Annotated in this window: 8 protein-coding genes; 4 read left to right on the plus strand and 4 right to left on the minus strand. The window is 67.3% G+C overall.

Annotation, left to right across the window (positions count from 1 at the left end):
* Nucleotides 1-39 precede the first annotated feature (39 nt).
* Entirely contained in the window at nt 40-1,293 is a 1,254-nt protein-coding gene (gene glyA / locus M2299_RS16130; RefSeq protein WP_032978943.1) for a serine hydroxymethyltransferase, read from the minus strand.
* A 278-nt stretch (nt 1,294-1,571) separates the two neighbouring features.
* Here glyA and M2299_RS16135 point away from each other — a divergent pair, with 278 nt between their 5' ends.
* Nucleotides 1,572-4,772, plus strand: coding sequence for an autotransporter domain-containing protein (locus M2299_RS16135; RefSeq protein WP_280884686.1), 3,201 nt, complete (start codon nt 1,572-1,574; stop codon nt 4,770-4,772).
* Between the two features lie 108 nt (nt 4,773-4,880).
* On the opposite strand, the gene M2299_RS16140 is transcribed toward M2299_RS16135, so the two are convergent.
* Nucleotides 4,881-5,357 (minus strand): RcnB family protein, encoded by a 477-nt coding sequence (locus M2299_RS16140; RefSeq protein WP_025876662.1) that lies wholly within the window; start codon nt 5,355-5,357, stop codon nt 4,881-4,883.
* 252 nt (nt 5,358-5,609) lie between these two features.
* On the opposite strand from M2299_RS16140, the gene ettA reads away from it, so the two are divergent.
* The 3 genes from ettA (at nt 5,610) to M2299_RS16155 (ending at nt 9,589) form a co-directional block, all read left to right on the plus strand.
* Nucleotides 5,610-7,274 (plus strand): energy-dependent translational throttle protein EttA, encoded by a 1,665-nt coding sequence (gene ettA / locus M2299_RS16145; protein WP_025876664.1) that lies wholly within the window; start codon nt 5,610-5,612, stop codon nt 7,272-7,274.
* Nucleotides 7,275-7,519: 245 nt separating this feature from the next.
* Nucleotides 7,520-8,209 (plus strand): outer membrane beta-barrel protein, encoded by a 690-nt coding sequence (locus tag M2299_RS16150; RefSeq protein WP_025876666.1) that lies wholly within the window; start codon nt 7,520-7,522, stop codon nt 8,207-8,209.
* Between the two features lie 63 nt (nt 8,210-8,272).
* On the plus strand, nt 8,273-9,589 hold the full coding sequence (locus M2299_RS16155; protein ID WP_025876668.1) for an NCS2 family permease: 1,317 nt from the start codon (nt 8,273-8,275) through the stop codon (nt 9,587-9,589).
* 42 nt (nt 9,590-9,631) lie between these two features.
* Here M2299_RS16155 and bcsZ read toward each other — a convergent pair whose 3' ends face one another.
* Entirely contained in the window at nt 9,632-10,765 is a 1,134-nt protein-coding gene (gene bcsZ / locus M2299_RS16160; RefSeq protein WP_099841893.1) for a cellulose synthase complex periplasmic endoglucanase BcsZ, read from the minus strand.
* Nucleotides 10,749-14,324, minus strand: a complete 3,576-nt coding sequence (gene bcsC / locus M2299_RS16165) for a cellulose synthase complex outer membrane protein BcsC (protein WP_280884687.1) — start codon at nt 14,322-14,324, stop codon at nt 10,749-10,751. The genes bcsZ and bcsC overlap by 17 nt, the downstream gene beginning before the upstream one ends.

Genomic DNA, 14,324 nt, shown 5'->3' on the forward strand with positions numbered 1-14,324 from the left:
ACCCTTCCCGCAGGGAAGGGCTCCGACCCCAGTGCCCGATCAACCGTAGACCGGGTACTTGCGGCACTGCGCGCTGACCGCATCACGCACGCGGGCGATCACGGCCTCATCGGCCGGGGCGTCGAGCACGTCGGCGATCCAGTTGGCCAGGTCCACGCAGTCCTGTTCCAGGTAACCGCGGGTGGTCACCGCCGGGGTGCCCAGGCGCAGGCCCGAGGTCACGAACGGCGAACGCGGGTCGTTCGGCACCGAGTTCTTGTTGACGGTGATATGGGCCTTGCCCAGTGCGGCTTCCGCGTCCTTGCCGGACACGTCCTTGCCGATCATGTCGACCAGCATCAGGTGGTTCTGGGTGCCACCGGAGACGATCTTGTAGCCGCGTGCGATGAGCGTGTTGGCCATCGCCTGCGCGTTCTTCACCACCTGCTGCTGGTAGGCCTTGAAGCCCGGCTCCAGCGCTTCCTTGAAGGCCACGGCCTTGCCGGCGATGACGTGCATCAGCGGACCGCCCTGGATGCCCGGGAACACGATCGACTGCAGCTTCTTGACCAGGTCTTCGTCGGCGCCCTTGGCGACGATGATGCCGCCGCGCGGGCCGCGCAGGGTCTTGTGGGTGGTCGAGGTGACCACGTGTGCATGTTCCAGCGGGCTCGGGTAGACGCCAGCAGCAACCAGGCCGGCGACGTGCGCCATGTCGACGAACAGGTAGGCACCGACCTTGTCGGCGATGGCGCGGAAGCGCGCCCAGTCGATCACCTGCGAGTAGGCCGAGAAGCCGGCCACGACCATCTTCGGCTTGTGCTCCAGGGCCAGGCGCTCGACTTCGTCGTAATCGATCAGGCCCTGGTCGTTGACGCCGTACTGCACGGCGTTGAACAGCTTGCCCGAGGCGTTGACCTTGGCACCGTGGGTGAGGTGGCCGCCGTGGGCCAGGCTCATGCCGAGGATGGTGTCGCCCGGCTGCAGCAGCGCGAAGTACACGGCCTGGTTGGCCTGCGAACCGCTGTGCGGCTGCACGTTGGCGTAGTCCGCGCCGAACAGTTCCTTCAGGCGGTCGATCGCCAGCTGTTCGGCGATGTCCACGTATTCGCAGCCACCGTAGTAGCGCTTGCCCGGGTAGCCTTCGGCGTACTTGTTGGTCAGCTGGCTGCCCTGGGCTTCCATCACCGCCGGGCTGGTGTAGTTCTCGCTGGCGATCAGCTCGACGTGGTCTTCCTGGCGCTGGGTTTCGGCGGCGATGGCCTTGGCCAGTTCGGGATCGTAGGTTTCGATGCGGACGTCACGCGGGAACATCGGTTACTCCAGGCAGGGAGGGAACAGCGGGGCCTGCGATTGTAAGCGGGCTGGAGGGCCCGGGCGACCGCAGCGGAAGGGGCTTGGGCATTGCGCTGTGGCATGATGTGCTGGCGCGCCTGCGTGTGTAATCCGCAGCGGTGTTGGGCAGCGACTCCATTCCTGGAATATCCGGAAGTGTGACCCGCTTCCTTGCAACTCTGAATTGTTTATATTCAGAAACCTAAAGCCCTCCCCTGCGCGGCCGATACGCCCTGTCCATACAGGGGAAAATCCGCGTGACCCATTCGCACCAAGCTTCGCCGGCAATGACGCTGGCACCGCGTCGCACTTCCGGCGCCTCCCGTACTCTTTCCACCAGCCTGCTGGCCCTGGCGATCGGCCTGGCCATGAGCGGCCCCACCACGGCGATTGCTGCGACGGTCACCGTGCGCGATCCGAGCCAGCTCGATGGCAACTGGTATGTGCCGGGCGCGTGGAGCAACGGCGATCCGAACCTGACCGTCGAGAACCACGCCTACATCGACAGCGTGACCCCGGTCGTGGTGGATGCGATCAGGGCTGATTCGTGGCGCGTGGACATCGGCCATGGCGGCAGCGGCGAGCTGTTCATCCAGAACGGCGGCGTGCTGGAAAGCACTGCCATCTTCATTGCGACGCTGGCCGGCTCGACCGGCAAGGTCACCGTGACCGGCGCCGGTTCGCAGTGGATCGGCAACAACAGCATCGGCGTCGGCCATGAAGGCAGCGGCTTCCTGGACGTGCTTGATGGCGGCCAGGTGATCAACGCCCAGGGCACGTGGGTGGCCTCGGAAATGGGCAGCAGTGGCGTGCTGACCGTGTCCGACAAGGATTCGCGCTTTGCCACCGACCAGATCCACGTGGGCGCGCAGGGCATGGGCACGGTAAACGTGCGTAACGGTGGCAGCTTCCAGACCGGCGTCGCCCGTCTGGGCAGCTACAGCAGCGTGGCCCGCGGCGAAGCCACGGTGACCGGCAAGGATTCGAGCTGGTTGAACAGCAGTGACCTGCTGATCGGCGTTTCCGGCACCGGCACGATGACCGTCGCCGACGGCGCCACGCTGACCGTGCAGGGCAGCACCCTGCTGGGCCAGCAGCGGCACACTCCGGGTGTGCCCGATGGCGTGCTGGTGCTGACCGGCGCGGGCACCACCGCCACCACCGGCTTCATCGCCGTGGGCCAGAACGCGGTGGCCGAACTGAATGTCTTCGACGGCGCCGCACTGACCGCAGGCAACGTGGGCGTGGGTGAGAGCACGCAGGGCGAAGGCAGCTTCCGCGTGGCCGACGCTGGCAGTTCGGCCAGCATGGGCCGCCTGACCGTCGGCAATCAGGGCAACGGCAGCGTGTCGGTGTATGACGGCGGTGCGCTGACGGTCAACGACGCGCTGGGCCTGGCCGGCGCCAGCGGCAGCCGTGGCTCGCTGACCATTGGTCGGCAGGGCACGTTGAACCTGGCCGGCGGCCTGATCTACCAAGGCGCCGGTACGGCCACCGTACTGATTGCCGATGGCACCCTGCACCTGACCAGCAAGGCCTTCACCAGCAACGTTGAAATGGCGCTGGACGGTGTCGCCACGGTGGACACCGACCAGGTCGATGCGATGTTCAGCGGCCGCCTGACCGGCACCGGCGCACTGCGCAAGACCGGCAGCGGCACGCTGACCACCCATGCCAACAACAGCTACAGCGGCGGTACCCGCATTGAACAGGGCACCCTTGTGCTGGCTGGCAACGGTGCGATCCGTGGCGCGGTGGACGTGGCATCGGGCGCGACACTGCAGCTGCAGCGCAATGGCCAGACCCTGTTCAACAACGTGCTGTCCGGCGCGGGCGATGTGGTCAAGCTGGATGCGGGCCTGCTGAGCCTGTCGGGCGACAGCAGCGGCTTCACCGGTACCACGCGCGTGCAGGCCGGCGCGCTTGACGTGCATGGCCGCCTGGGCGGCCTGGCCGACCTGGGCACTGGCACCGAGCTGAGCGGTGACGGCCAGCTGGGCAACGTCGTCATCCGCGACGGCGCCACCCTGGCACCGGGTTCGGCCACGGCCTTCGGCACGCTGTCGATGACCGGCAGCCTGCTGATGGAGAACGGCTCGCGCTACCTGGTGGATCTGGGCGCCGATGGCGCCGGCGACCGCGTGCAGGTGGGCGGCGGCGCAACGCTGCAGGGTGGCAACACGGTGGCCATCGCCAGCGAGGGTGACTGGCAGCCACGCACCCGCTACACCATCCTGAGCGCGACGCAGGGCGTGCAGGGCACGTTCTCCGGCGTGAGCAGCACGCTGGCCTTCCTGACCCCCACGCTGGACTACGACGCCAGCAACGTCTACCTGACCCTGGCCCGCAACGATATCGCCATGCCGGATATCGATCTGGCCTTCCCCGATGTGGTGGTGAACCCGAACCAGAAGGCGGTGGCCGGCGCGGTGGAAGCGCTGGGCAATGGCAACGCCGTGTATGAGGCGGTGGTACGGCTGGACCTGGCCGAGGTGGTGCCGGCCTTCGACAGCCTGAGCGGTGAGATCCATGCCGCGCACCGCGGCGCACTGCTGCAGAACCGCTTCCTGCACGAGGGCATCGACCGCCATCTGGACGGTGCCACGATGGGTGCCGAGATCGCCCCGGGCGTGCACGCCTGGATCGGCGGCAACGCCGGCCAGCGCCGCACCGATGCCGGCGCGGACAACACCGGCTTGCGTTCGTCGCAGCACGGCGTCATGGCCGGTGCCGGCTGGCGCCTGGGTGAATCGCTGGAAGTGGGCGTGGCCGCCGGCCAGCAGCAGCTGGTCAGCCGCCTGGCCCAGCGCGATGCACGCAGCGAAACCGACAGCACCGAGTACGGCGTGTACGGCCAGTATCGCTGGCAGGGCCTGAGCCTGCGTGCCGGTGTCAGCCGTGCCGACTACCGCACCGACAGCACGCGCACCGCAAAGGTCGGCACCCGCCTGGACGAAGGCCTGTCCGCCCGCGAGGACGCCACCGGCACGACCGCGTTCCTGCGTGCCGGCTGGACCTTCGGCGGCGCGCGCCTGCAGCTGACCCCGGAAATCGAAGTGGCCCAGGTGCGCCTGCAAAGCGACGGCAGCCAGGAACACGGCGGCCACAGTGCCCTGCAGTGGAACGGCGGCAGCGCACGTTACCGCACCGGCCTGGCTGCGCTGCGCGCGGACTGGGACATCAGCGGTGGCCAGCGTGATCGTGCGGCGCTGACCGCGCGCGTGGGCTGGCAGGTGGCGGGCGGCGATCGCCTGCCGCAGGTCGATGCACGCTTCGTGGAAGGCACGCAGGGTTTTGCGATCAGCGGTGCGCCGCTGGCCCGCCGCAGCGCGCTGGCCCAGTTCGGCGTGGCGGTGAGCCCGACCGACAACAGCCGCGTGGCGCTGCAGATGCAGGGCCGCCGTGGCGATGGCCAGCGCGATGTGGGGGCGCAGTTGGACTGGTCGGTGGCGTTCTGACCGCGAGGTTGGCCGGTTGAATGAAGAAGGGCGCCTTGCGGCGCCCTTCTTTTTTCCGGGCGGGTCGGAGCCCTTTCCGTTGGAAAGGGATCCGACCCTGGCGCTGCATCAACGGTTGTTGATGATGTAGTCGGCGATGATGCCGGTTGCCACGGCCACCAGCAGCATGTTGCCGCGGTCATCGCGGATCCAGTGGTGGCCGGACGGCGGGCGGCGCAGGTGGTAGCGCGGGTAGTCGTTCACCACGTAGATCGGGCCGCGGTAGTAATCGCGATAGCGGTGGCCGCGCTGCCAGCCATAGCCATAGCCGGGCCGGTAGCCCGGGCTGTAGACCACGCGCGGCGGCGGCGGTGCCGGGCGGTAGTAGCCATGGTCGTAGCGGCGGTCGTGGCGGTAGTCACGGCGCGCTTCGCGGCGGTCGCGTTCCCAGTCGCGACGGTCGTGGCGCCACTCGCGGCGATCTTCTCGCCATTCACGGCGGTCGTGGTCGCGACCACGGTGGTCGTTGTCGGCGAAGGCCGGGGCGATGGCGCCCAGCGCCAGTACAGAGGCCACGGCGCCGGCCATGAGTCGATGGATGTGCATGGGAGACCTCTGCTGGGTGGGTGGTGAGCCCATATTGCGCATTCGATCTGAACGGTTTCCGGCTGGAAACGCTTCCCGCTGCGGGACTGTGACGGCCCATTCAGTCCTCGGCCAGCCCCGGGCGCTGCGGACGGCGCGGGGCGTAAGCGGTTCCGGCTATAATTGGGGGTATTCCATTCAGTCTGTGCCCGCTGCCGCAACGGGAAGTTCCCCGTGACGGACCGGGCGCAGGGTCGCGCCTACGGAGACCTCATGTCCTCGCAATACATCTACACCATGAACCGCGTGTCCAAGGTGGTCCCGCCCAAGCGGCAGATCATCAAGGACATCTCGCTGTCCTTCTTCCCGGGCGCGAAGATCGGCCTGCTGGGCCTGAACGGCGCCGGCAAGTCCACCGTGCTGAAGATCATGGCCGGCGTGGACACCGATTTCGAGGGCGAAGCCCGTCCGCAGGCCGGCATCAAGGTTGGCTACCTGGCGCAGGAACCGGAGCTGGACCCGACCAAGACCGTGCGTGAAGCGGTTGAAGAAGGCGTGGGCGAAGTGCTGCAGGCACAGGCTGCGCTGGACGCTGTCTACGCCGCCTATGCCGAAGAAGGCGCCGATTTCGACGCGCTGGCCAAGGAACAGGAGCGCCTGGAGGCGATCCTCGCCGCCGGCGATGCGCACACGCTGGAAAACCAGCTGGACGTGGCCGCCGATGCGCTGCGCCTGCCGCCGTGGGATGCCATCGTCGGCAAGCTGTCCGGTGGTGAAAAGCGCCGTGTGGCGCTGTGCCGCCTGCTGCTGCAGAAGCCGGACATGCTGCTGCTCGACGAACCGACCAACCACCTCGACGCCGAGTCGGTGGAATGGCTGGAACAGTTCCTGGCGCGCTACACCGGCACCGTCGTGGCGGTCACCCATGATCGCTACTTCCTGGACAACGCCGCCGAGTGGATCCTGGAACTGGACCGTGGCCGCGGCATTCCGTGGAAGGGCAACTACACCGACTGGCTGACCCAGAAGGATGAGCGCCTGAAGCAGGAAGACAACCAGGAAAAGGCTCGCCAGAAGGCGATCCAGAAGGAACTGGAGTGGTCGCGCCAGAACGCCAAGGGCGGCCGCACCAAGGGCAAGGCCCGTCTGGCCCGCCTGGAAGAGCTGCAGTCGGTCGATTACCAGAAGCGCAACGAGACCAATGAAATCTTCATCCCGCCGGGCGAGCGCCTGGGCCAGGCGGTGATGGAATTCAAGAACGTCTCCAAGAAGTTCGGCGACCGCCTGCTGTTCGACAACCTGAACTTCCTGGTGCCCTCGGGCGCCATCGTCGGCATCATCGGCCCCAACGGTGCCGGTAAGTCGACCCTGTTCAAGATGATCACCGGCCAGGAAAAGCCGGACACCGGCGAGATCGTGGTCGGCCCGACCGTGCAGCTGTCCTACGTGGACCAGAGCCGCGACGCGCTGGAAGGCAACCACAGCGTGTTCCAGGAAATCGCGGGCGGCCTGGACATCCTCAACATCAACGGCATCGAGATCCAGTCGCGCGCCTACATCGGCCGCTTCAACTTCAAGGGCCAGGACCAGCAGAAGATGGTCGGTTCGCTGTCCGGTGGTGAGCGTGGCCGCCTGCACATGGCCAAGACCCTGCTGCAGGGTGGCAACGTGCTGCTGCTCGACGAACCGTCCAACGATCTGGACATCGAAACCCTGCGTGCGCTGGAAGATGCGCTGCTGGAGTTCCCGGGCAACACCTTCGTCATTTCGCATGACCGCTGGTTCCTGGATCGCATCGCGACCCACATCCTGGCGTTCGAAGGTGATTCGCACGTGGAGTTCTTCCAGGGCAACTATCGTGAGTACGAAGAAGACAAGCGCCGCCGCATGGGCGACGACGCTGCGCCGAAGCGCCTGCGCTTCAAGGCGCTGAAGTAAGCAAGAACGAAAGGCCGCGCTCGCGCGGCCTTTCACCTTTCATGGGCCGCAATCGATTTTTGTTGACGCTTTTGGTCTCTTCGCGACGCACTTCAACGCGACCCGGCTGAAGGCTGCCCGTGTAAAGCAGTGTTGATTCCTTGTCGCACACGGCATCCTCCGTACTTTGCAACTCGTTGTATGTTCCCGGCCCAATGCTTCGGTTTTCCTACGCACCCGATTCATCCCCCTCGTAGGAAAACACCATGAAAGCACTGATCTCCACCACGGCAGCGCTGCTGCTGTCGGGCACTGCCGCGGCCGCGCCGGCGAACTGGGAAGGCATCTACCTGGGTGCCCATGCCAGCCATGGCGAAGGCCACAGCCAGGACCGCAGCAATGCCAATGCCTCTGAAAAGAGCATCCGCGGCTTTGCTGGCGGGCTGCAGGCCGGCCGCAACTGGCAGTTCGACAACAATGTGGTTGCCGGGATCGAAGGCACCCTTTCCTTCGGCAACATCACCCAGGAGTGGAAGGACCGCGACAACCACCAGTACAGCCCCTACTACGGCAAGGATGCGGTGACCCGTTCGGGCGCAGTCAACCTGACGCTGGGTTACGCGGCGGGCCAGTGGCTGCCGTACGTCAGCGCCGGCGTGAGCGTGGCCCGCCAGGAGTTTTCGCTGGGCTGCGACAAGTCGCTGGTGGAGGCCACCAACGGCTGCCGCGTGGCCGAATTTGAAACCCGCGCATCCCATGTATCCACCGGCGCGAACGTCGGCGCAGGCGTGCTGTACCGCTTCAGCGACCAGCTTTCGGCGGGTGCGGAGTACCGTTACACCCATCTGGGCTCCAGCCCGGTTTACCTGGAAGATCCCAACTACCCGGCTGCGGCGCGACGCAGCTTCCATACCAACTACAGCAGCGTTACGCTGAAGTTGAACTACCACTTCTAACCGCCTGGCGACGCACCCGCCGGTCCTTCGGGCGGCAGGGCGTGCAGGTACGAGAGATCTGCGATGTCCCTGTTCGAACGCCTGTTCCAGCTGCAACAGCACGGCACCACCGTGCGCACCGAACTGCTGGCCGGTGTCACCACCTTCCTGACGATGTCCTACATCGTCTTCGTCAATCCCGAGATCCTGGGCACCACCGGCATGGACGCCGGCGCGGTGTTCGTGGCCACCTGCCTGGCCGCGGCGCTGGGCTCGGTGGTGATGGCGCTGGCGGCCAACTTCCCGGTGGGCATGGCCCCGGGCATGGGCTTGAATGCGTTCTTCGCCTTCACCGTGGTCGGCGCTGCCGGGCTGCCCTGGCAGCAGGCGCTGGCGGCGGTGTTCATTTCCGGCCTGGTGTTCCTGGTGCTGTCGCTGACCGGCGTGCGCGCGTGGCTGGTGTCGGGCATTCCGGCGTCGTTGCGGTCGGCGATCGTGGCCGGCATCGGCCTGTTCCTGGCCATCATCGCGCTGCAGAAATCCGGCGTGATCATCGGCAACGAGGACACGCTGGTCGCGCTGGGCCCGCTCAATACCGCGCCGCCGCTGCTGGCACTGGGCGGCTTCCTGCTGATCGCGATCCTGGAAGCGCGACGAGTGCGCGGTGCGATCCTGATCGGCATCCTGGCGGTGACCGCGGCCGGCTGGGCGTTGGGCGATCTGCAGTACCACGGGCTGGTGTCGTTGCCGCCGAGCCTGGCGCCGACCTTCCTGCAGCTGGACCTGCCTGGCCTGCTGCACCACAACGGCGGCGCGCCGATCGCCGTGCTGCTGCAGGTGGTGCTGGTGTTCGTGCTGGTGGAAGTGTTCGATGCCACCGGCACGCTGTATGGCGTGGTCGGCCGTGCCGGCCTGCTGAAACTGCCGGGCGCGCAGAAGCGGTTCGGCCGCGCGCTGCTGGCCGACAGCACGGCGATTGTGGCCGGCTCGCTGCTGGGCACCAGCAGCACCACCGCCTTCGCCGAAAGCGCCTCGGGCGTGCAGGTGGGTGGCCGTACCGGTTTGACCGCACTGGTGGTCGCTGCGTTGTTCCTGGCCGCGCTGTTGTTCTCGCCGCTGGCGGCAATGGTGCCCGGCTATGCCACCGCGCCGGCGCTGCTGTTCGTAGCCGGACTGATGCTGCGCGAACTGGTGGAAGTGGACTGGAGCGACCTGACCGAATCCGTACCCGCCGCGCTGTGTGCGCTGGCGATGCCGTTCACCTATTCCATCGCCAACGGCCTGGCCTTCGGCTTCATTGCCTATGCCGCGCTGAAGGCCGGCACCGGCCGCTGGCGCGAGGTGCATCCGGCGGTGTGGCTGGTGGCGGTGTTGTTCGTGCTGCGTTACGCGCTGGAGTGATCCCCTGTTGATGGGCCCGCCGGGCATCGCCCGGCCGTTGCATCACCAGCGCGGCTGCAGGCGTCCGTCGGCAGCGAAGCGCCAGCGGCCTTCCGCCCAGCCGCGACCGAACAGGGTGAGCATCTGCGAATAGTACGCGGGCTCGCCAGCACGCTGCTGTTCGGCGCTGGGCAGGCTTTCAAGCAGAACCGCGGCGCGGGATGTTTCCCCCTGTGCCAGCAGGTAGGGCAGCAGTGCGGCACGGAAACCGTAGTTGCCCTCGCCCTGCCCTTTGCCGGTACGCGTGTCGATTTTCTCCCACATCGGCGCACCGCTGCGCAGGCGCTGCAGAGGGCCGGACAGAGCGGTGAGCTGGCGACGGAACAAGGGATCGCGCGGCGCAGTCATGCCGGCCCAGGTGTAACAGCGGATGGCGTCGTAGCCACCCACAGCCCCTTTCACCGGATCGGCGATGAAGCTGCCGTCCTTCCACGCGGCCCAGTCCGGCGCGAACCCATGCGGACTGGTCTGCTGCAGCAGGGCCACGGTGTTGTCGGCCAGCGCCTGCCAGGGGCCGCTGCGATCAACCGCTGCGAATCGCCGCAGCAACGGCAGCGGCAGGTAGCTCGGATTGACCCGGGTGGCACCGTCTTCGATAAATCCCTGCGGCCCCGGCAGCAGCATCGGCCCCAGCGTGGGTATCTGCACGATTTCGCGCGCGCGCACCTGTGCCAGCATGCCTTCGGCGATGGCCTGCAGCGCGGGGCGGCGCCACAGGCGCGCAGCTTCCAGCAATGCGTAGGCGAGCCACAGGTCCGAATCGGATGCAGGATTGTCGTCCAGCAGGCGCCAGCCTTCCTTGCCCTGCCCCCACAACCAGCCTGGCAGGCGCGCGGCCATGTCACCGCCTGCGAGATTGTCCTGCGTCCAGGCCAGGATGCGGTCGAACAGTGCAGGATCGTTGTCGACCAGCGCGAAGAACAGTGCATAGGACTGGCCCTCCGATGTGCTGCGCTGATCGTCCTGGCTGCGGTCGATCATGCGCCCATCGCGGCTCAGGCTGCTGTCCTGCAGCACCTGCCAGGCCGGCCAACGCGATGCTGTGGTGGCCGCGCGAACGCCGGCGCTGCCCAGCAGCGGCAGCAGGACTGTCGCCTGCAGCAGACGGCGGCGTTGCAGGTCAGCGGAATTCGCCATACGGCACCAGCGGAGAGACGGGCAACGGCAGGTTGCCCTGCCACGGTTTGAAGGAATAGCGCAGGTACAACTGGAACGTGTTCGGCGAAAAATCGCGGCTGCGCTGCAGGGTACCGGCCGCGCCCAGCACGACGTGATCACCCAGGCGCCGCTCAACTGCCGCGTACAGGCGATAGCCCGTACCGGTACTGCTGCCATCGGTGGTGTACAGGCCATCCGCGTCCAGTTGCAGCGGACCGTACTGCGGTTCCAGCTGTGCGATCACGCGCTGGATGAGGGCCTCGTCGGGGAAGCGGCTGATCGAGCGGGTGCGTGCGTTGGAGACGCTGACCGAACCATCAATGCGCACCGACCAGTCGTCGTTGCGCCAGGCGAAGCCCACCGGAAGGCTCAACGACGCATAGCGCTGCGGGCTGTAGTAGCCGCCCTGACCCAGCGAATAGCCGCCCAGGTCCTTCTGGTAGCGCCAATACATCGCGGTGGTTCCCACATCCAGGCGCATGTCCGGGCGTTGGATCAGCTTGTGGTACCAGCCAACCATCGCCCGCGCGCGGGTGTTGTCCACCACGTTGTGACCGGTCAGCTGGTGCCAGCTCCAGTTCGACCACACGCCGTTGCGTCCACCTTCGTCATAGCCGAGGCTGACGGTCACGCCATTGGCGGTGACACCGCCCCAGGCAATGCCACTGCGTGGATCGATCGCACCAGCCTGCGACAGCAGCGAATTGGTCATCGGCCGCCGCGATACGGTCGCTCCCCAGCCCAGCCGGCCGAGGTCACCATTGAGAGTCACGCCGCCCAGCCAGTTGCCCACCACGTAGTTGGACGGCGAATGGCCGATATCGAAATTCCAGCGATCATCCAGGGTGCGCCAGCCCACGGCAAAGCCGGCACCCGAACTGCGCCGCTGGTGTACGTAGCGGGTGCAGCCCGGCGCCTGCATCCGCGTGCCGTCGGCCTGCAGCAGGCCCAGGTCGCAGCTGCCGAAATCGTCGCTGTAGGCGCCGTCGGCGTCGGTCTGGAAACGGCCTGCATCGAAATGCACTTGTTCAATGCGCGCCCAGCCCAGACCACCGGCGAACGGTGCATCAAGATGGGCGATGCGGGTATCGCGTGCAAGTTTCGAGATGCCAGGCGTGCCGTCGCTGCGACGGCCGGAATCCTGCATCACGGTCAGCGTCGGATTTTCCTGCTGGTACAGGGTTTCCACGTCGCTGCGCAGGCTGCGCCGCAACCAGTCGTCGCTGGCGGTTTCGCGGCTGGCCAGGGTCAACGCGCGGTTGTCACGTGGCTGCGCCTGCGACGGTGCGATCAAGCCATTGTCGGCCATCGCCCGTGCGTACATGTCCAGCGCCTGCTGCGGATCTTCGCGCCGTACAAGACGCGCCGCATCGCGCCAGGACTGGGCGTCCGGCCCGCTCTTGCGGGCAAGCAGCGCGCGCAGGATCTGCAGCGCCTTGGCGTCTTCATGCAGGTCGGTCCAGATGGTCGCCAACTGGCGTTGCTGGCCGATCGCATCATCGGCCACCACGGGGGGCGCGTCGTGCATCTGCCGACGGGCACTGGCCAGGTCGCCGGTGCCGATCCAGGCCTGCAGCTGGCCCAACTGCGCATCGAGATTGTCCGGTTGCACCGCCAGCACCTGCTGGTAGTAGTGCAGCGCCTGTGCATGATCATCACGCAGGCGCGCCCACTCGGCCAGGATCAGCTGGTTGTCCGCGCTGGGCGGCTGTTGCTGCAGCAGGGCAACGGCTTCTGCTTCCCGGCCTTGCGCGCGCAGCTCCCACAGATGATCGATCAGCTGCTGGCGCTGCAGGCGTTCTGACAAGGCGCGCATGTCATCGTCCCACTGCGCGCGCGGCACGCCTTCCAGCACGGCCAGCGCCTGTGGCAGGCGATCGGAGCCGGACAGGTACAGCGCCTGCGCGTAACGCGCTTCGATGCCGGCATTGCGCGTGGCCATATCGGCAACCACCGCATCTGCTTCATCCAGCTTGCCGGCCGTCCGCAGTTCATTGCCCAGCGCATACGCCAGCCAGGCATCGCCGGGCAGTTCGCGGCGCAGCTCACGCCCCAACGTGATGGCCGCATCGGCATCACCAGCGGCCAACGCCTGCTCACGACGCTCACGCAGCCGGCTGATCTGCAGCTGGCGCAGGTCTTCGGCGTACAGGGTGCGCTGCGCTGCAGGCAAGGCGTTGATGAAGGATTCCAGACGCTGCGGGTCGGTACGGCCATACAGCTGCACCAGCTTGCGGATCACATTGGCATCGCGCGGGGCGATCCGCCGCGCGGCCTGCAGCTGCCGCTCGGCGGCCTCATCGTCGCCACGCGCCACCGCGACATCGACCAGGCCGAGGATGGCGTTTATCTCGCGCGGCTGCTGCCGGCGCGCCTGCGAATACAGTGCCTGAGCATCATCGAGCCTGGCAGCGGCCAGCGCGGTGTCGGCCTGGTCCAGCAGCAGCCAATAGCGGGTGCTGGTGATCAGGTCGCGCCATCTGTCGCTGGTATCACCCGCGGGTGTGGCCTGCACGGCACGCTGGAAATAGGCGATGGCCTGCTCGCGGCGCCCCTGCCGCATCAGGGCCATGCCCAGCCCACCGAGGAACTCCGCTTCGCGCGGATAGCCGCGCAGCGATTGCAGGAATGCGCGCTCGGCCTCTGCATTGCGACCGGCGTCGAGCAGTTGCTGGCCACGCAGGCCTGCGCGCCAGGAGGGATCGCTTACCCGCTTGTGCTGTTCGGCATAGCGTTCGCGCACCAGCGCAATGTCGCTGAAGGTGGGGTTGCGGGTGATGAATTCCTGCAGGCGGCGCACGTTGCGCTCGTCGGCAGGCTGGTCCTGCAAGTAGCCCCATTCGGCATCAGCCGCCAGCGCGCGCGCTTCCGGATTGCGCCCCATGCGCTGCAGCGCCGCCAGCGCATCGGCGTCACGCCCGGCTGCGAACAACAGCTGCGACAGTGTCTGCAACAGGGTGGTGTTGCCGGGGTAACTGCGGTCCAGCGCGGTCAGTTCCCGGATTGCGGCATCGCGCCCGCTGGCCTGCGTGCCGCGCAGGCGCCAGTACTCCAGGCCCAGCTGCAGCCCCGGTGGATCGTCGTTGAACAGACGGCGGTAGATCAGCAACGCTTCATCGCTGCGACCACCGGCGGCGAACAGCCGTGCCTGCTGCAGTTCCTGCTGCAGGTCGCCGCGATAGGCGCGCCACAGGCGCTCACCGGCGGCCAGTTCGCGGCTACCGGCGCCGAGCTGGCGCAACCGTTGCAGGGTCGCATCGGCATCTTCCATCTTCTGCTGCGACAGCTGCACTTCCAGGATCGCCACCAGGGTGCTGCGGTCGTCCGGTGCCAGCATTCGCAGCCGGGCCAGTGCATCTTCGATCAGCCCCTGACGGCCGCTGGCCTCGCCGATGCGCACCTGCTGCAGCAGCCATTGCCGCTGCTCGGCAACAGTGCCGCCGGGCGTGGCTGGCAGCGCCTGCGCCGCGCACGGGCCCGCCAGCCCGATCAGGACCAGGCCGGAGGCGGCGACCAGCGACGGCGGCGTACGCACCAT

The sequence above is a fragment of the Stenotrophomonas sp. 1278 genome (assembly GCF_029892765.1).
GTDB lineage: Bacteria > Pseudomonadota > Gammaproteobacteria > Xanthomonadales > Xanthomonadaceae > Stenotrophomonas > Stenotrophomonas indicatrix.

Coding starts and splice junctions, on each gene's coding strand:
- glyA (WP_032978943.1), bottom strand. CDS start 1,293: ATGTTCCCGCGTGACGTCCGCATCGAAACCTACGATCCCGAACTGGCC.
- M2299_RS16140 (WP_025876662.1), bottom strand. CDS start 5,357: ATGCACATCCATCGACTCATGGCCGGCGCCGTGGCCTCTGTACTGGCG.
- ettA (WP_025876664.1), top strand. CDS start 5,610: ATGTCCTCGCAATACATCTACACCATGAACCGCGTGTCCAAGGTGGTC.
- M2299_RS16150 (WP_025876666.1), top strand. CDS start 7,520: ATGAAAGCACTGATCTCCACCACGGCAGCGCTGCTGCTGTCGGGCACT.
- M2299_RS16155 (WP_025876668.1), top strand. CDS start 8,273: ATGTCCCTGTTCGAACGCCTGTTCCAGCTGCAACAGCACGGCACCACC.
- bcsZ (WP_099841893.1), bottom strand. CDS start 10,765: ATGGCGAATTCCGCTGACCTGCAACGCCGCCGTCTGCTGCAGGCGACA.
- bcsC (WP_280884687.1), bottom strand. CDS start 14,324: ATGGTGCGTACGCCGCCGTCGCTGGTCGCCGCCTCCGGCCTGGTCCTG.